The sequence below is a fragment of the Aureliella helgolandensis genome (genome assembly GCF_007752135.1).
In the GTDB taxonomy this organism is placed as follows: Bacteria; Planctomycetota; Planctomycetia; order Pirellulales; family Pirellulaceae; genus Aureliella; species Aureliella helgolandensis.
The window spans coordinates 8270548-8287955 of the sequence record NZ_CP036298.1; the positions used below are offsets into that span (position 1 = coordinate 8270548).

Sequence of the window (17408 nt, forward strand, 5' to 3'; positions counted from 1 at the left end):
TCTTGGGCCGAGTCGAACCTTCAGCACAACTTAACCACGACCGGGGCGGAAGGGGTTGAGATCGATGGAGGTGGGGTGCCCCAGCATGAGGTCCGCCATCAATACGGCGGTCCCACAGGAGAGGTGAATGCCAGCCCGATAGTGTCCTGCGGCGACAAATAGGTTTTCGGTTGTCCCGATTTTCCCCATGTAAGGCCAGCCGTCGAAGGAGCCGGGGCGCAAGCCGGCCCAGCTCTTTTCCACCGGCGTCTGCTGCAGGAGTGGCAAAACCCCTTCGGCCCAGTCGCGAATTTGCCGAATCCCCTCGGAGGTGGTTTCAATGCGAAAGCCAACTTCTTCCTCAATGCTGCCTGCTAAGATGCGTCCATCGCTCCGCGCTACCAAGTAGCGATTCCCCTCGTTGACGACACGCGAGATGGGAGGAGTCTGGCAGCGGTACATAACGATCTGGCCGCGGACGGGCATCATGCCAGTCGATATGCCCATCTGCTCCAGCGTCATCCGTGCCCAAGGCCCTGAACAGAGGCAGAGCTGGTCCGCTTGGAACACCTCGTCACCGGCCCGCAGACTGGCGACTCCCGAGGGGCCAATGAGCACCTCGTCCACCGGTGTCTCTTCGATCAACTCTACACCGGCCAGCGAGCAGGCGGCTGCCAACGCCTTGAGGTGACGGGGATTGCGGAGCTGATACTCCTCGGGGAGGAACCAAGCGCTCTTGAGCTGGGGGACCAAAGCCGCCAGAGCAGGCTCATGCCGCATCAGCTCTTCTGGCGACCAGCGGTGAAATTCAATCCCGTGCTCCTGCCACCAAAATTGGCTAGCCACCAACGTGGCCGCTTCAGCCCTAGTGCGTGCAAGGTAGAGACCACCACACTTTTGAAAGCCGGTATCGATCCCGGTTTCCTCCTGCAAGCGGGCGGCCCAATCGGGATGCAATGCGTGGCTGAGGCTCTTGAGTTGATCGTAAGCATCGTTGGCACCATACTTGGCTGCCGGGGGCAAAATCCCCGCTCCGGCCCAGGAGGTAGCCCGTCCAACCTGCCCACTCTCCAAGACACGGACCCTCAAACCACGCTGAGCCAATTCCCAAGCGAGGGAGAGCCCGATAACACCACTGCCGACTATTAAGACATCAGTGGTAGGTGGGGCGGACATGGCAAGTTTTCCAACAAGAGAAATCGGCGAAGCGGTACGTAGTTTCCTCCAGGTTTTTTCTACAATCCCATGATTCTACGAATGCTCAGGAGTAGAATGAAGGGCAAGCTTGAGGACCGAAAGGGGACGTGTTGCAATTAAGATAGGCTATTTTCCCCAATTCAAGGCTTCTGAGAATCACCTCGTGGTTGAACATTTGTTCTAATTCACCTCATCATCTTGGCAATCGTACCGCACCAGAAGACATCAGCAATAGCCTCATCACTAGGCTCGAATCCGCCCCACGCGAGCACCGTCGTCTAAAACCGGACCCGTAAGAGCCCCTTATGGCCACAGTCACTGCAGAGAAGCTTGTTGAGCTGGTCCGAAAAAGCCAGCTTGCAGAACCGGAGACGCTCGACGCAGCGCTCGAACAAATCCGGTCCGAACAGGGAGGCTCCCTACCGACGGAAGCGGTAGCCCTCGCAAAACTGCTTCAGCGCAAGAAGATTGTGACGCGATGGCATTGCGAAAAACTGTTGCTCGGTAAATACAAGGGATTCTTTCTCGGCAAGCACAAGTTGTTGGGGCACATCGGCAGTGGCGGGATGAGCAGCGTCTACCTGGCCGAGCACATGAAGATGCATGACTTGCGAGCCATCAAAGTCCTACCGCAAAGCAAACTGGGCAAGTCCTCCTACTTGGCTCGCTTTCAGCAAGAAGCCAAAGCCATCGCATCGCTCAATCACCCCAACATTGTGCGGGCACACGACATCGACAATCAGGGCGACACGCACTACATCGTCATGGAGTATGTCAATGGCGATGATTTGCAAACGATCGTCAAGAAAAAAGGCCCGCTATCCTTTGAGAAGGTCGCCACCTATATCGCTCAAGCCGCGCGAGGATTGCAGCATGCCCACGACATGGGCTTGATTCACCGCGACGTTAAACCTGCGAACGTGCTGATCAATTCCGACGGACAGGTCAAGCTACTGGACCTGGGACTGGCCCTATTCACCGACGATGCTGAAGCTTCGTTGACCATGGATTTCAACGACAAGGTTTTGGGCACTGCCGACTACTTAGCCCCCGAACAAGCGCTCAATAGTCACAAAGTGGATCATCGTGCAGATCAATACGGCCTGGGGTGCACGATGTACTTCCTGCTCGTCGGCCATCCACCCTTTCCCGATGGAACCATCGCCCAACGCATTGCCAAACACCAAAAGGAAATGCCTAAAGAAATCCGCAAACTCCGCAGTGACTGCCCGGGCGAACTCGAGGGGATTTGTTGGAAGCTGATGCAGAAGGATGCAAAGTTCCGCTACGCGACCTCCGCGCAGGCCGCCGAAGTCCTGGAGCAGTGGCTTGTAAAGTACCGTGCCCAGTTGCCTGCCCGAGTGGGTGGCGGAGGAAGTTCACTGAGGTTAGGCGAGGAATCCAGTTCCGGTGACTCGCGTGGCTCCAGCTCCCAAGCGCTCAGTTCCGTGGATACGGTCAGCAATCGCGGGAGCGATACGATGGCTGGCAAATCGAGTGCAATCTCTAGCTTGTCGGCCTCCGATAGTGGCGTTTTGGTCCGAGTCGCCAAACGAGCTGGAGCGTCGGACACCAGCAGCCAAATCGATCTTGCTTCTGAAATCGCTAGGCGTAGCCAGTCGCACGCGGGCAGTTCGGCTCATGGCAATGCACCCCGCGGCAGCGCCATCCACGCCCGTAGCGTAGCCCCAGCCCGCACCGGCTTAGCTCCAGGCGCACATGCCCCCGTAGCCAGCCCGATCGCGGCTGCCAAAGGCCCTCGCTGGGCATGGATTTTAGGTCTCATAGTCATGTTTGCCCTAGCGGTCCTATTGGGGATAGTGATTGCTCGACTCACTTCCCCGGCGACCACCCCCGGCATTCAATCCACCAGTACCCTAACACCAGCGGCGCCCCGGCTGGCTGAGTACATCGTCGGAGTGTCAATCGCTTAGATTGCGTCCGCTCCGGTAATCCTCGTTCCCAGGCTCAGCCAGGGAATGCACTGCACCACAGATTCCACCTCGACCGCCAGTTCTCGCAGCAGAAGCTTGCGAGTCGGTGGGCTCCAGGCAGAGTCGAGGGACCACCTACCCAGCTTCCTGTTCCGCCCGCACTTGTCACGGTTCGCACACATGAACTCTAGGATGCCGTCCCAACTCTGGCGTAGCATTTCCGCTTCCGCAGCCTCCTGGGCTGTCGCTCGTAGAAGTCGCGCCGCACCTCCATCAGCCAACTCCAGTTTCTTCAAAGTTAACTGTTGGAAATGGTGCCTACTAGCTGGACTACTGCTATTGCCCGTCTCCCACGCCTGGGGAGCCATCACGCCGGAACAGCGTGCGCAACTCCAAGATTTGAGAGATCGCACTCAAGCAGCAGGCAAACTCTTTGCCGCTGGCGATCTCGAGCAATCGGCGGAGCGTGTGCAGGCCATTCAAACGCAGCTACTGAAGCTGCTTGAGACAAAAGATAAAGCGCTCTGGCGTTCTGCCAAACCACTCTACGATAACGTCGCGCGAGCGCACGCTCTCCTCGAACTTGAGGGATTTGAGATGCAAGCCCTGCCCTCATGGCAGGAAGTCACCAGCGAGGCTCCCATGCCCGGGACCGGAGCACCGCCCAATACCCCCAGCAGTGGTTTGGTGAGCTTTCAATCAACCATTGCGCCTTGGATCCAAAAGCAATGTGGCAACTGTCACGTGAAAAACTCGCGCGGAAAATTCTCCATGGCCAGCTACAGCGCTCTAATGCGAGGGACGCCGGCGGGTGTCGTTCTGTTCGCAGGTAGCGCCTCCGGCAACCGAATTGTCGAAGTGATTGAAAGTGGCGACATGCCACGTGGCGGTGGCAAGGTCGCACCGGAGGATCTGAAACTGCTGATTCAATGGATTGCCCAAGGAGCGAAATTCGACGGGCAAGATCCCGAGCAGAATCTAGCCGAATTGACTCAACTCACTGCCACTCCGCCTCCGGCAGAGATGACGCTCCCTGGCCCGATGCTGCAGAATCCCACGGGCAAGGAAACCGTCAGCTTTGCATCCGATGTTGCCCCGATCCTGCTCGAAAATTGCCAGGGTTGTCACATCAATGGACGACAGGCTTCTGGCAATCTGCGGATGAACAATTTCAACCAAATTTTGCGAGGCGGTGATTCTGGCCCGCTCATCGTGGGCCGCAACGCGCCCGAAAGCTTGCTCATCAAGAAGCTCAAAGGCGAAGCGGGGCAGCGGATGCCCGCCGGTGGGCGGCCCGCACTCTCCTCAACCCAAATTGATTTGATTTCGAAATGGATCAGCGAAGGATCCACCTACGATGGTAAGGATCCCGGTGCCCCGCTGGCCGATGTCGTGAGCGGCGCATGGGTTGCCAATGCCGACCATGCCGAGCTATTCCAACAGCGCCAGCAGCGCGCCCTGGAGCGTTGGCGCAAAGTACTGCCCAATGACGAGCCTGCAACCGCCAGCAACGACGCGATTTATGTGCTCGGAAATGTTCCTACAGATCGGCTCGACGAACTACTCCAGCAACTCACCGCCGCCGCCTCAGAGGTTCAGAAACTCCTCCGACTTCCGTCCGACAAACCGCTGATTCACGGTGGTGCCGTCGTATACGTACTCAGAAGTCGCTACGACTATAGCGAGTTTGGTCGCATGACAGAGAACCGCGAGCTCCCCAAAGACTGGCTGGGGCATTGGCAAACCAGCATTATCGATACTTATGGGGTCGTCGCGGACGACCAGGAAAGTGACTCAAACGCAGCGGAGTCACTCGCCGTACAGATCCTAGCCGGAGCGTACATCGGCAGTCTTTCCGATGTACCCGCCTGGTTTGCCGAAGGCACCGCTCGCGCCTTGGTGTTCAACAACTTCCGTCGTAAAAACCCTCGCGTTCAGGCTTGGCAACAAGCCCTGCCCAGCGCACTGCAGCGAGTTCCCAACGCAAAATCGCTCTTGAATGGAAAACTGGACGAGGAGTCTGCGGGCTTAGTTGGCATGAGTTTTGCCAACTACTTGATGAGCCCCAGTACGCGTCGTCGGTTTGACAAGCTGCTGGAGCAACTGCAAGCGGGAACATCCTTCGATGAAGCGCTCACCATGACATTCGGCCCTCCTCAATTGCTTTTGAAAGCTTGGCTGGGAAAATAGCAGGAGACGGATGGCCGCTGCTCCGGGGAGCTCCACCTAGCGCCGCCCTCGCCGCATGAGTAAGAGTCCTGCGACCGTTAAACACCCCCCTAAAACTTGGGCAAGCAGCGGTTGTTCTTTCAAGAATAGCCAACCACCGATCACCGCGACCAGCGTTACGACGTTCTGATAAACAGCCGCATGCGAACCACCCACAGCGCGCACACCTGCGTGCCAGGTCGCATAGGCGACACCGGTCGAGAAGACGCCTGAATAGACAATCGCCAACAGTGTCCGAGGTTCGAGCGCCGCGGCCAATGCGCCCGGCAATTCCCTGGCAACCAGCGCTAAGTGCAACGGTGTGGTCAGCATCGCGCTGATAAATGCCAAGCGAAGCGGCGAGAACGATTCGAGGATCGATTTGCTAACTACCGTACCGGATGCCCAGGTAATGGCGGCGCATAACATCAGCAAATTGCCCACGACGAACTCGCCTGCCAAGTTGACCGGGCCACTACTCTGCGTCGTGACGATCACCGTTCCTACAAAGGTGATGAACAACCCCAACCAGGTAATCCAGGGAAGACGTTCATGCAGGAAGAAGAAGGACAAGGCTGCGGTCCACATCGGCATCGACGCCAAGATCAAAGCGGTATTGCCAGCGGTTGTTAACTCAATTCCCTTGACAAACAACAGCAGGTAGAAAAAACCACTCAGAAAGCAAAACGCCAGCACGCGGCGCCAATCGACTTTGCCCACGGGCTTTGGCCAAAACTTCGCTTCCAGCCAAGCCAGAATTCCTAGGGTGATGGTTGCAAAGACTAAGCGGAGCGCATTAAAAACCCAGGGATTGAAATCACCAATTGCGTGTTTAAACACAATGATGTTGATCCCCCACATCATCGCGGTCGAAAACAGGATTGCGTCGGCAAAACGACGGCTGGTGGAACGATGAAGGCTTTGTGATGAATCCAAGACTATCGACTTAGCATACGAATCTACAGTGAAATGAACTTGCGATGAACGCTCGTGAGGGCCAGCGGGCTCTTCGAAAACCCCGAGCCTGTCAACGAACCGCGACAACTTCCTAAGCCAACGAGTTCGCGCTTTTCCACAGGACGCCATTCTAACTAGCCTGCTCAGACTGTCAGCGCCGCCCCCTTTCGCCAATTCGAACTAAGCAGCCCCTTGTCAGCCCTCCGCGAGCCACACCGATAAGGGGGTTAGAATCCGCCTTCTACGCTGGAGATGGAGAAAATTCGGAGCTTTTGCTGCGAGGCGCGGCGCATGCGATTAGAATAGATTGGAACGGAACGTGCCAAGCCAGTAGATGCGGCTAACGTAATCCAGGCATCCACCGCGCGACCTATTGCCAGCCGCCTAGTCGTTGCCCGACGTACGAACTCTCAAACTTGACGATTTGCAGCTCGCGGGAGGCGCTCTATGCAAGCCTCAAAAATTCGGTTCAGCGCTGCGCACTTGTTCTATGCAATCACCCTCTCGGCAGCCACGACCAGTCTCTTTGGAATGGCCGGACCGGCCATCGCCGCTTTCATTCTGCTCATTTGGTGGCAGGTGCTGGCGGGTGTCCTGCGAGAGGCTTCTGCGAACTCTGCAGCGGCGGCTGTCCGCTCGACCGAAATGCTCTCCCCTTCGCCCAGCACCACAGCACCGGTGCAAGACCGTTCATTGAGAACCGGGGTGGGGCGCATCGCGACCAAAGCCGAGTTAATCGCCATCCTGTTCTTTGCCCTATTGGTACTCGGGTTACTCATGCCGGCTCGCCACGGCTCCGATCCAATGCAAGCCGCTGAGAATTCAATGAAGCTGGTGGCTCAAGCCATTGCAGAGTACGAAGCGAAACATGGCACATCCCTCCCAGCGATCCTCTGCGACTCCAGCGGTACTCCCGTCCACAGTTGGCGAGCACTCATCCTGCCCGAGCTGGGTGAACACCAACTAGCAGCAGCCTACCGCTGGGATGAGCCCTGGAACGGCCCCAACAATTCCCTACTCCTCCAGTACCGCCCAGCTTGCTTCCGCCCCTCCTACCTCCATCCGCTCGAGTCGCAATACTCGCAACCGGAGTCGGCGATTGGGGAGCAGACGCTGACTTCACTGCACACCGTCGACCTAGCCAGTCGGACGGTACTGGTGGAGCATGAATCCGCTGCAGTACCATGGCTGGCGCCCGATCAATACTCTCCGCAACAGTGGCAAACGCAGAATCAACTTCCTGAACTAGACCAGGGCTTCTGGCGACGGGGGTTCTTTGTCTCTCACTTTCGCGGCAGAATAGCGGTGGCGGGAAACCATACATTCCACCTCCATCCCAACACCACGCTACTTGAAGAAAACTTGCCCGCAACCGCTTCTATAACAGCTCCGAGTCGCGACCATCAGAGTCTTGGCCAGCCGCAAGCAATCGTTCATTTCGACACGTCACTGCGATTGGTCTTTTTTCTGTCAGTGGCACTCTACCCACTGCGTTGGCTACATTGCCTACGCTCCGCTGGTTTGAGTAACGTGTGACCGCCTCGCATCCCCGCCGTCTCCGTCTTGATTCTGCACCAGCGAATTGCCGCACATATCGCAAAAATTGGCATCGATGGAATGCCCCTCGCGAAAGCAATGGGGACAGGTTCGGGAAGTCAGATCGCGATTCTGCACCTGCCGCCGTGCCTGCACCTCTGCAGACACAAAGCCCGTCGGCACAATAATTAGGCTGTAGCCCAAGAGAATAAGTGCCGCAGAAATCACCTTCCCGATCGTGGTGCGTGGGACGATGTCTCCGTAGCCGACCGTCGTCATGGTCACGATGGCCCAATACATGGACTGTGGAATCGAAGTGAACTGGTCCACGCGTTTAGGGGTTAATTCCCCCTCAGCACGCATCACCACATGTTCAACATGGTACATGAGAGTACCACTGATGGTGACGGCTACCATGACCACCGAGAGGAACACGAAGATCTTCTCGCGAGAGCGCCACACCGCTTGCTTAAGATCCTCTGCTTCGCGGAGCATGCGCATCATTTTCAAGATGCGAAAAACTCGCAGCAAACGAATACTGCGAACGATCATCAGCGACCCGGACTTGACCCCCGTGAATAGGGTGACGTACATTGGCAGACAGGCCAGCAGATCGATGATTCCAAAGAAACTAAAGGCATACCGTAGCGGTCGATGCACGCACAGCAAGCGGGCTACGTACTCGCCAGTAAATAGCAAGGTGAGCCCCCACTCCAAGGCCCAAAACGCAGACATCCACGCAGTACGGTCCTCGAAGTACTGTACCGTTTCCAGAGCGATTGCGCTCACGCTGAGAATGATTCCGACCAGCAGGATGACATCGAAGAACTGTCCAGCTCGGGTGTCGGCTTCAAAAATAACGACATACAGATCGTTTCGCCACTGTGCGCGGCGTGAGGAGTCTGGTTGTTGGGGAGTGCTGGGGGACACGTTGGCTCAGTATCAAGATAAGATGAAGTTGCAAAAGAGAAGACGCTTGCGCCTCATCAGCAGTCGTGCGCTGCAAGCGGCTTGCCTATATAGTAACCCGCCAAGCAACGGACGGTTGCAGTCGCACGTGCCGGGTAACGGGTTGTCGATGTCATCCGTGCCGCCTCTCGCGCTGCGAAGGCGGGCGGGCGGAATGCTATTTTCGCGGAGCGAAAGGCATGGGACCGATCATTTCAATTCCATCGACAGTTGCGAAAGCAAACAGGGGTGGTTAGCACGATCGGCAGATTTGGGGCGTTGGGCGCATTAGGTCCCCCATGCTCTCAAATCTGCTAGCTAGTCAGCCAGGCACAACTCACGGGTTCCGGCCTGGTGCTTCCGGCTCTCCACATTCCCTCTGAAAGTCCCAAAGTGATTGCATCGGCAAGCTGCAGCCCCAGCGCGAGCATGGCCTGAACCCTCAACGGAGGCTCCCGCTTCCCTCGAAAAGTGTATGATACTAGGGGTTGAACCGCTATTGCTACCCAAATCGTAGCATCCTTCAGATATCCTCCCTACCTTGCCTGAAAGTCCATCATGAAACTCTGCCTTACCACGGTCCTAATGTGCTCTGCACTGTTGGGTAGCCAATTGCTCGCCCAGGCTCAATCTGCAAAGCCAGACGCCAAACAATTCATTGAAGTCCGCACCTATTCGGTAGTCGATGCCGAGGCAGAAGCCAAGCTGGACGCGTATCTTGAGAACGCCCTCATTCCGGCCTTGGAGCGCCAGGGGCTTGGTCCCATTGGAGCACTCGATCAAGTCGACGATAGCCAGGGGGTCGAAGTCAAACTAATTATTGCTGGTCCGAGTCTGGAAGCAGTCACCTTGGCTGGCAATAAGCTGGCCGACGATTCTGAGTACTTGGAAGCTGCGAAGGATTACCTAGCAACCGATGCCAAAAAACCGGTACTGAAACGCATTCGAAGCGAACTGCTGCTCGCCTTCGAGTGCTGGCCTCAAGTCACCGTGCCTCAGCAGAAGCAAGACGGCCAAGCTAGGTTTTTTGAACTGCGGACCTACGAAAGCGCTACCGAGCATCTCGCCGCTCTAAAAGTTGAAATGTTCAATGAAGGTGAGGTCCCGATCTTTCTTGATGCTGGAATTAATCCGGTATTTATGGGACAAGCGTTGATCGGCGACATGCAGCCCAACCTGACCTATATGGTCGTCTTCGACGACGAAGCAGGCATGAAAGCCGCCTGGCCGAAATTTGTCGCCCATGCCGACTGGAAGGTCCTCAGTAAGAATCCACGTTATGCCAATACCGTCAGCAAGAACAACAAGAGCTACTGGACTCCCAAATCCTACTCTCGGTTGTAGTCCTGCTGCTGGAAATCTCCACACCACTAAACAATCAAAACTTACACACAAAGGATTGCCATGCGAGTTTCACTAGCCGCCCTACTGCTCAGCGGCGCTGTCTGCGTTTCGTCCCCAGCCGTAGAACCCGCTCCAACCAAGCAAGTCTCCGGCATTGAGCTGCAGCACTTTAGCTCCTCGGTTTCAGCGGGTGATGACTTCTACGAATACGTCAACGAAGGATGGCTAAAGAATACCGAGATCCCTCCAGATCAATCGAATTATGGTTCATTCTCCGTGTTGGATGATGGGGTCAAAGCAGCGATTCGCACCATTATTGAAGAGGCCGCCAAGCAGGACGCGCCCGCGGGAAGTGACGCTCAAAAAGTGGGAGACTTCTTTAAGAGCTATACGAATATCGAGCGACGCGATGAGTTGGGGACTGCCCCCGTGCAGCCCCTGCTCGACGAAGTTGCTGCGGTCAGCGATTCCGAGGGGCTGGGCAAGCTGGCAGCCAGTCTCTTTCGCAAGGGAATTGCGGGGCCTTTCGCCTGCTACATCTCGCCCGATGCCAAGCAGAGCGATCAATACACGGTCTACCTAACTCAAACCGGGACGACCTTGCCCGATCGCGATTACTACCTGGAGGACAAACCTCAATACAAGCAAGCATTGGAAGACTTCGAAGTCTACATCAGCGATATGCTGACGGCATTTGGGCATGCAGAGCCCCAAGAGGCGGCAAAGCGCATTGTGGCTCTTGAAAAAGAGCTGGCAACCATCTTTTGGGACCGCGTTGAAAACCGTGATCCCATCAAGACCTACAACAGCTTCACGCCCGAAGAACTAGCTTCGGCCCTTAGCAATTTTGCCATTCCAACCTTCTTGCGCGATAGCGGGCTCGAGAAGCAGGCTGCCTTTGTAGTGCGGCAACCAAGCTATGTGGAAGGTCTCAACACGTTGCTGGCCGAGACTCCTTTGGCGACTTGGAAAGACTACTACACTTTCCGCGTGATTGACGCCACAGCCATGGACCTCAACCAGTCGCTCGAAACCCGCCACTTCCAATTCCATGATACGGCGCTTAGCGGAGTCGAAGAGCAAAAACCACTCTGGCGGAGAGGTGTAGAGGCCTGCAATGGGATTTTGGGAGAAATGGTTGGCAAGTTGTATGTCGACAAACATTTCCCTCCAGCTGCCAAAGTTCGCATGGACGAATTGGTCAAAAACCTCAAAAAGGCCTTCGGCAAGCGGATTGACGCACTGGATTGGATGAGCCCTGTGACCAAGCAGGCCGCCCACGAGAAACTGTCCAAGTTCACGACTAAAATTGGTTATCCCGACAAATGGAAAGACTACTCGAAGCTGGTCATTCGTAGCGATGACCTCGTCGGCAACTACATGCGGGCTGCCGAAGTCGAATACGAGCGTGAGCTCAACAAGTTGGGTGGGCCCATTGATCGCAACGAATGGTTCATGACCCCACAGACCATCAATGCATATTACAATCCCACGATGAACGAAATCGTCTTTCCCGCCGCGATTCTTCAACCACCTTTCTTCAATCTGGAAGCCGACGATGCGGTCAACTACGGCGGAATCGGTGGGGTCATCGGGCATGAGATCAGCCATGGCTTTGACGACAAGGGCAGCCAGTACGATGGCGACGGCAACCTGCGCAAGTGGTGGAGCGAGAAAGACCGCTCCGAGTTCGAATATCGCGCCGGGCAGCTGGTCGACCAATACAACGAATACAAGCCGTTCGATGACATGCATGTAAACGGCGAGTTCACCTTGGGGGAAAACATTGGCGATCTAGGCGGCATGGCCGTATCCTACGAAGCGTACCGCATCTCACTCGATGGCAAGGAAGCTCCCGTGATGGATGAGCTAACCGGCGATCAACGCTTCTTCCTAGGGTGGGCACAAATCTGGCGTCGACTCTACCGCGAGCCAGAGCTGCGCAAGCGACTCGTGCAAGATCCGCACTCACCGAGCCAGTATCGTTGCAACGGTATCGTCTCCAATATGGATGCCTTCTACGAAGCATTCGGGATTAAACCCGGAGACAAAATGTATATCGCGCCCGAGAACCGAGTGCGTATTTGGTAGTCCCTCAGTAAACGATCTCTCGGAGGTTTTCCGCCGATCGAAAGCATTTGCAGCTCGTTGCCAGGCTTAGTCCGGTAGCGAACTGCAATCAGGGCTGCGTCTGTTAGGCAGCCAAACATAACAGGTTGAACCTGCACAACGGCCGATGCACAACGGACTTGCACATCACCGCAGTCCCTCTGCGGGCCGCGGGAACCAGCCTAGAAACCTGAAACCTGAAACCTGGACCGCGACCGCGATACAACGCGAGCCAACCTCCTGCCAGAAGAAGCCGGGGAGGTTTGCTCTCTGCCCCGCCCGCTCCTAGGCTCGTGCTTCTCGATTCGCTCAAGAGCCAGTCCTGCGAGTCACTGGTGCGCGACCTATTGGGGTTTGCTAGTGGGAGATTGAGCAGGTTCAGCTAGCCGACTGCGCGACCGCCTTACCCTCTTCTTGGGTTGCTCCTCCTTGGTCGCCTCCAGGTCTTGCTTCGCGTTGGGTGTGGCGCCAAGTGGTTGCACACCCGTCACGGTCATCTTCTGCACTTGAATCCAATCGGGTTGTGCAGCATTTCGCAATCCGGAAATCTCCACGGCATCCCCCTGCACAGCCAAGCTCAGATCGGAAGAAGCGACCTTAACGATCCCGTCCTCGGCGAGTGTGACTACGATCGAACGCGCGCCAACCATCACTTGCAATTTTCCCTGCTTGGCAAATTTCAGCTGCCCCACAACGCGGACCGTCTTAATTGCAGGGGACCTCTCGGAAGCTGGATCGGGTGCCTTTTTGGCTGGTTGCCTCGACTGGTTGGCCTCAGGTTCTTCGACCGGATAGATGCCTGGCATCTGGTCTTGGCGTTCCTGCCGCGACATCCTCCGGCGCTGCGTAGCTTGGAAAATCTCGATTTCCTGCAGTTCTGCTTGCGGCTTTCCGGCCGCGTCGAAGGGAGCGGTAAAGCGAACAAATACCCCAGGCTGCAACACGGACTTGTCGGCCTCCCCTAGATAGGTCACCTGGGTTTCATTCCCCAACACCCCAAAGGATTGGTGAGACTGCTCATCCTCAATTTTGACTTGATTGCCCGAAATCGCTTGTAAAGTGCCGCTGACCTGCACAGCATCCAATCCTCCTTGAACCGCGCCAGGCAACTGGGCCCAGGCGTCCGTGGCGGAGCCCAAGGCAATCCAACACACAGCGATCGTCTTCACCCAACGTGCGGTCTGAGAAGCAACGAGCCTTCGATGGAAACAACCGCCAGGAGCCGCTCGATACCCTGCCACTCCCTGAAGAAGATTGATGCTGTTCATTGCTTGGAAATACCCATATCGAAAGTGGGGACTTGGGACCAAGGATCGCCTGCCATACGCTATAGGGCTAACTGAGGGTCGGAGGAGGCGCATCCACGGATAACGATTCTCGCCTCCGATTATAACTCATTTCCACAACTGACGAAGAAATCACAGCGATCGGGCTAATATGGCAACTGAACCGAAGCAAGTAACCACCGCTTCCTTGCTGAAAATGAAGCAACAAGGTGAGCGGATTTCGATGTTGACCGCCTACGACTTCACTTTCGCTTCGCTACTCGATGAGGCGGGCGTCGATATGCTGCTGGTGGGGGATAGTCTGGGAATGGTGATCCAAGGGAACGACACCACGATTCCTGTCACGCTGCGGCAGATGATTTATCATGGACAATGTGTCGTCCGCGGTACCAAGCGGGCCATGGTGGTGGTCGACCTGCCTTTCCCGCACGGCCAACTCGGGGTTCGGAAGACGCTACAAGTGGCCGCACGGGTCATGAAGAAGACTGGCTGTGCCGCCATCAAACTTGAGGGCGGAGCCGAACAAGCAGATACGATCTCCGCTTTGGTCTCGGCAGGTATCCCAGTCATCGCTCACGTCGGCTTGCGGCCCCAGAGTGTGCATGCACTAGGTGGCTACCGCGTGCAGCGTGACGCGGAACGTATCGAACAGGATGCTGTAGCCGCTCAACAAGCAGGTGCGTTTTGCGTCTTGATGGAATGCGTTCCCTCCGAAGTAGCCAAGTCCATTACCGACAAGCTTAGGGTCCCAACCATTGGAATTGGGGCCGGAGCAGGTTGCGATGGACAAGTCTTGGTCACGCACGACATGCTAGGCTTGACCGTTAGCCACGTTCCCAAATTTGTGCGACAAACCGGGCAACTGGCCGACCACGTTCGACTGGCTGTCGGCACCTACAATCAATCGGTGCGCGATGGTACGTTCCCGAGTGAACAGGAATCGTTCCGCTAGACCACCTCAACCCAACCGCTCGATCCAAGAGGATTCCTCCGATGCGAATGTCTACCGCATGCTGCCTGCTACTGAGCCTGATCGGATTCACGTCCCAAGACACCCTAGCCGCCGACCGACCCAACGTTGTCGTGATCCTAGCGGACGATCTGGGGTATTCTGATATCGGATGCTACGGCAGCGAAATTGAAACTCCCAACTTAGATGCCCTGGCCGCGGATGGCTTGCGCTACACCCAGTTCTACAACACGGCTCGTTGCTGGCCCACGCGTGCAGCCTTGTTGACCGGATACTATCCCCAGCAGGTTGGCCGCGATGCGCTGCCGAACCTCCCAGGAGGTGCGCGGGGCGGGCGTCCCGCGTGGGCGCGTCTCCTCCCCAAACTCCTGAGGCCTCTAGGCTATCGCTCGTACCTTTCGGGAAAATGGCACGTTGATGGCACCCCCATCCAATCGGGCTTTGACCACTCCCTCACCATGGATGATCACGGACGTTTTTTCTACCCTGAGAAAACGACGAAGGATGACGTCGTGCAACCTCCGATACCACGCGGCACCGACTACTACCAAACCACGGCTATTACCGACCATGCCTTGGAATGCCTCCAAGAACATGCAGCAAAGTACCAGACTCAACCCTTCTTCCACTACGTCGCCTACACATGTCCCCACTTCCCCCTGCATGCGCCTGCCGCAGACATCGTAAAGTACAAGGGACGTTACGATGCAGGTTGGGACGCAGCTCGACAATCGCGATGGGAGCGAATCCAAGAGCTCGGATTGGTGAGCGGTTCCCTCTCGGAACTAGAACCCGAGATCGGTCCTCCCTATGATTTCCCCGCAGCCATCGCGGAGTTAGGTGACAAAGAGGTCAACCGAGAATTGCCCTGGGATTCTCTTACCGACGACCAACGTGCCTTCCAGGCAGCCAAGATGGAGATCCATGCCGCGATGGTCGATCGCATGGATCAAGAAATCGGCCGGATCCTTGCCCAGCTGAAATCGATGGAGGTCTACAACGATACGCTCATCCTATTCCTGTCCGACAACGGCGCCAGTGCCGAGATAATGATTCGATCCGACGGACACAATCCAGCGGCACCGCTGGGATCTGCCGAATCTTACCTCTGCCTGGGACCTGGCTGGTCCAGCGCCAGCAACACCCCATTCCGCCGACATAAGACGTGGGTCCACGAGGGGGGCACCTCTACCCCGCTCATCGCGCATTGGCCCAACGGCATCTCCCAACACGGAGCTCTCCGCCATCAGGTCGGACACGTCATCGACATTGCTCCCACGCTGGTCGAACTGGCCGGCGGGGAGTGGCCAACGAGCTTCCAGGGGCACACTCTTCCCCCCGCGCCAGGGCACAGCCTAATCCGGTCCTTCCAGTCGGATACCGACGAAGAGCGAGCCGTGTGGTGGCTGCACGAAGGGAATCGCGCTTTGCGGCGTGGTGAATTCAAATTGGTAGCCGCCAAGGGAGAGCCGTGGCAATTGTACAACTTGGCCAACGATCGCGCCGAATCACACGATCTGATCAGTGGGTTGCCGCAGAAGGCGGCAGCACTTCAAGCCGAATGGGAACGCATGACTTCCGAGTTTGAATCGCTCCGCCACCCCTAGCAGTTTGACTACGTGGAGTTTCGACAAGGTGGATTATTGGAGGGAGAGGTAGTAGACGCGTCCCCCAACATGATGCAGAGAACTTCGCGACGCACACGAAAAACGCCCGGCAAATGCCGGGCGTTGGATGCCTATCAATCGGTTGCTTCAGTGGAACTCAGCAAGTTTACTTATTGAAAGCAGCAGCTGGAATCTTGATCGTTCCCAAGTCATTCATACCAGGCTTGAGATCGACTTCCATGTAACCACGACTCCATTTTTGCGCCTTGCCGCCAACTTCGCCTTTGTCAATTGCACCATCTTGGTTTTCATGCCACAGGCGGAAAGTGACTTCACCAGCTGGCAAGTTCTTGATTTCAATCACTCCATCCTCACCACTCACCCCGACGTAGGGATGGTCTCGAACGATGATGTACGACTTCATCCAGGGGTGAATATTGCATTCCACAGGATTGGCACTTGCGCGCTCTGCGGACTCGAGCTTGAACTCGATCGAACCACCAACCGGGATGAGATCATTGCGAGATTCATTGGAGAAAAAATCAAACTTGGCGTTGTGCCCAGTTTGATCGCTGTTCTTGACCTTCACGGTCTGGCCCGCTCGAGCGACAAACACGTGTGGCTTAAAGATGCAGCCATCATTGTCGAGCACGACAGGTTCTGCCGAAGGCTCCGCTAGATCGGGATGGATCGCATCGACCTTGCTCTTCCGAGGGTCCATGATCAAAGCCAAATTGGCGAGCTCGCCACCCTTACCCACCACCATCGCTTCTGAAACGATGTCCAGTTTGGCGCAAAACGCATCCTTGGACGAATCGACTTTCATCCGTGTTGGGATAGGTCCGTCATAAACAATCTTTGCCTTCAAGGTGGCCCATTCTTGCGCCTGAGCGACAAGGGGGGCAGCCGACAACATACAGGAAAGTGCTAGGACACTTAGTGTTTTCTTCATTTATTTTCTCCAGAAACTACGAGGTTCGGCAGGATGCTTGTTGGTAGCACATCAGTTTCTACCGGTCGCGCTCGTCGAAAGATATAGTCCCCTGCCAGCAGTTGCAAGTCAAGGACTCGGATTGTGCCAGGAAGGCGGTTAGGTGGGCGCTGGACTCCCCTAAAACACGATTGCGGCCCAGGATTTGTCACAGTGCGTCCATTATACACAGCCAGGAGTTTAAAATCGACTGCAAGCCCCCCCCAAACGGGAGCAAAGGTTATGGCAACTGCAGACAGTTGCCCCCCGGGGCCTCTCCGCTGCTGAGCGTCAACGGTTCCTCGACTCAGTCGGCGCGTGCCACACCAGCCTGCCCTGCCCTGCGTGAATGGCCCCGCCCTG

The 17408-nt window shown here is 56.3% G+C and carries 13 protein-coding genes; 7 read left to right on the forward strand and 6 right to left on the reverse strand.

Features of this window, described 5'->3' with window-relative positions; all coding sequences use genetic code 11:
- Positions 1–30: 30 nt before the first annotated feature.
- A complete protein-coding gene (thiO, locus tag Q31a_RS29150) occupies positions 31–1155 on the reverse strand; it encodes a glycine oxidase ThiO (protein WP_145086264.1) in 1125 nt (374 codons plus the stop codon).
- 326 nt (positions 1156–1481) lie between these two features.
- On the opposite strand from thiO, the gene Q31a_RS29155 reads away from it, so the two are divergent.
- Positions 1482–3110, forward strand: coding sequence for a serine/threonine protein kinase (locus Q31a_RS29155; protein ID WP_145086267.1), 1629 nt, complete (start codon positions 1482–1484; stop codon positions 3108–3110).
- On the opposite strand, the gene Q31a_RS30600 is transcribed toward Q31a_RS29155, so the two are convergent.
- Positions 3107–3406 carry a hypothetical protein gene (locus tag Q31a_RS30600; protein ID WP_197355911.1) on the reverse strand — a complete coding sequence of 100 codons (300 nt, stop codon included), beginning with the start codon at positions 3404–3406 and terminating at the stop codon, positions 3107–3109. The genes Q31a_RS29155 and Q31a_RS30600 overlap by 4 nt on opposite strands.
- Before the next feature lie 43 nt (positions 3407–3449).
- Between Q31a_RS30600 and Q31a_RS29160 the strand changes: the two genes are divergently transcribed.
- Positions 3450–5300: a c-type cytochrome domain-containing protein gene (locus tag Q31a_RS29160; protein WP_197355913.1), complete on the forward strand. Its 1851-nt coding sequence runs from the start codon at positions 3450–3452 to the stop codon at positions 5298–5300.
- 36 nt (positions 5301–5336) lie between these two features.
- Here Q31a_RS29160 and Q31a_RS29165 read toward each other — a convergent pair whose 3' ends face one another.
- Positions 5337–6254, reverse strand: a complete 918-nt coding sequence (locus Q31a_RS29165; protein WP_197355915.1) for a DMT family transporter — start codon at positions 6252–6254, stop codon at positions 5337–5339.
- Between the two features lie 468 nt (positions 6255–6722).
- On the opposite strand from Q31a_RS29165, the gene Q31a_RS29170 reads away from it, so the two are divergent.
- Complete coding sequence (locus tag Q31a_RS29170) at positions 6723–7811, forward strand: DUF1559 family PulG-like putative transporter (protein WP_145086276.1); 1089 nt, start codon at positions 6723–6725, stop codon at positions 7809–7811.
- Here Q31a_RS29170 and Q31a_RS29175 read toward each other — a convergent pair.
- Entirely contained in the window at positions 7782–8741 is a 960-nt protein-coding gene (locus Q31a_RS29175) for an ion transporter (protein WP_145086279.1), read from the reverse strand. The two genes, Q31a_RS29170 and Q31a_RS29175, sit on opposite strands and share 30 nt — an antisense overlap.
- Before the next feature lie 576 nt (positions 8742–9317).
- Here Q31a_RS29175 and Q31a_RS29180 point away from each other — a divergent pair.
- Entirely contained in the window at positions 9318–10103 is a 786-nt protein-coding gene (locus Q31a_RS29180; protein WP_231690995.1) for an NIPSNAP family protein, read from the forward strand.
- Between the two features lie 60 nt (positions 10104–10163).
- Positions 10164–12194, forward strand: a complete 2031-nt coding sequence (locus Q31a_RS29185; RefSeq protein WP_145086282.1) for a M13 family metallopeptidase — start codon at positions 10164–10166, stop codon at positions 12192–12194.
- Between the two features lie 362 nt (positions 12195–12556).
- Here the strand turns inward: Q31a_RS29185 and Q31a_RS29190 are convergent, their stop codons facing one another.
- Positions 12557–13480 (reverse strand): hypothetical protein, encoded by a 924-nt coding sequence (locus Q31a_RS29190; protein WP_145086285.1) that lies wholly within the window; start codon positions 13478–13480, stop codon positions 12557–12559.
- A gap of 169 nt (positions 13481–13649) precedes the next feature.
- Between Q31a_RS29190 and panB the strand changes: the two genes are divergently transcribed.
- Positions 13650–14450 (forward strand): 3-methyl-2-oxobutanoate hydroxymethyltransferase, encoded by an 801-nt coding sequence (panB, locus tag Q31a_RS29195; RefSeq protein ID WP_145086288.1) that lies wholly within the window; start codon positions 13650–13652, stop codon positions 14448–14450.
- A 47-nt stretch (positions 14451–14497) separates the two neighbouring features.
- On the forward strand, positions 14498–16075 hold the full coding sequence (locus Q31a_RS29200) for an arylsulfatase (protein ID WP_145087767.1): 1578 nt from the start codon (positions 14498–14500) through the stop codon (positions 16073–16075).
- Between the two features lie 166 nt (positions 16076–16241).
- Here the strand turns inward: Q31a_RS29200 and Q31a_RS29205 are convergent, their stop codons facing one another.
- Entirely contained in the window at positions 16242–17027 is a 786-nt protein-coding gene (locus Q31a_RS29205; protein ID WP_145086291.1) for a cupredoxin domain-containing protein, read from the reverse strand.
- Between the last annotated feature and the right edge of the window lie 381 nt (positions 17028–17408).

Excerpts from the sequence above, each read along its gene's own strand:
- thiO (WP_145086264.1), bottom strand. The coding sequence starts at position 1,155 with ATGTCCGCCCCACCTACCACTGATGTCTTAATAGTCGGCAGTGGTGTT.
- Q31a_RS29155 (WP_145086267.1), top strand. The coding sequence starts at position 1,482 with ATGGCCACAGTCACTGCAGAGAAGCTTGTTGAGCTGGTCCGAAAAAGC.
- Q31a_RS29170 (WP_145086276.1), top strand. The coding sequence starts at position 6,723 with ATGCAAGCCTCAAAAATTCGGTTCAGCGCTGCGCACTTGTTCTATGCA.
- Q31a_RS29180 (WP_231690995.1), top strand. The coding sequence starts at position 9,318 with ATGAAACTCTGCCTTACCACGGTCCTAATGTGCTCTGCACTGTTGGGT.
- Q31a_RS29185 (WP_145086282.1), top strand. The coding sequence starts at position 10,164 with ATGCGAGTTTCACTAGCCGCCCTACTGCTCAGCGGCGCTGTCTGCGTT.
- Q31a_RS29190 (WP_145086285.1), bottom strand. The coding sequence starts at position 13,480 with ATGAACAGCATCAATCTTCTTCAGGGAGTGGCAGGGTATCGAGCGGCT.
- panB (WP_145086288.1), top strand. The coding sequence starts at position 13,650 with ATGGCAACTGAACCGAAGCAAGTAACCACCGCTTCCTTGCTGAAAATG.
- Q31a_RS29200 (WP_145087767.1), top strand. The coding sequence starts at position 14,498 with ATGTCTACCGCATGCTGCCTGCTACTGAGCCTGATCGGATTCACGTCC.
- Q31a_RS29205 (WP_145086291.1), bottom strand. The coding sequence starts at position 17,027 with ATGAAGAAAACACTAAGTGTCCTAGCACTTTCCTGTATGTTGTCGGCT.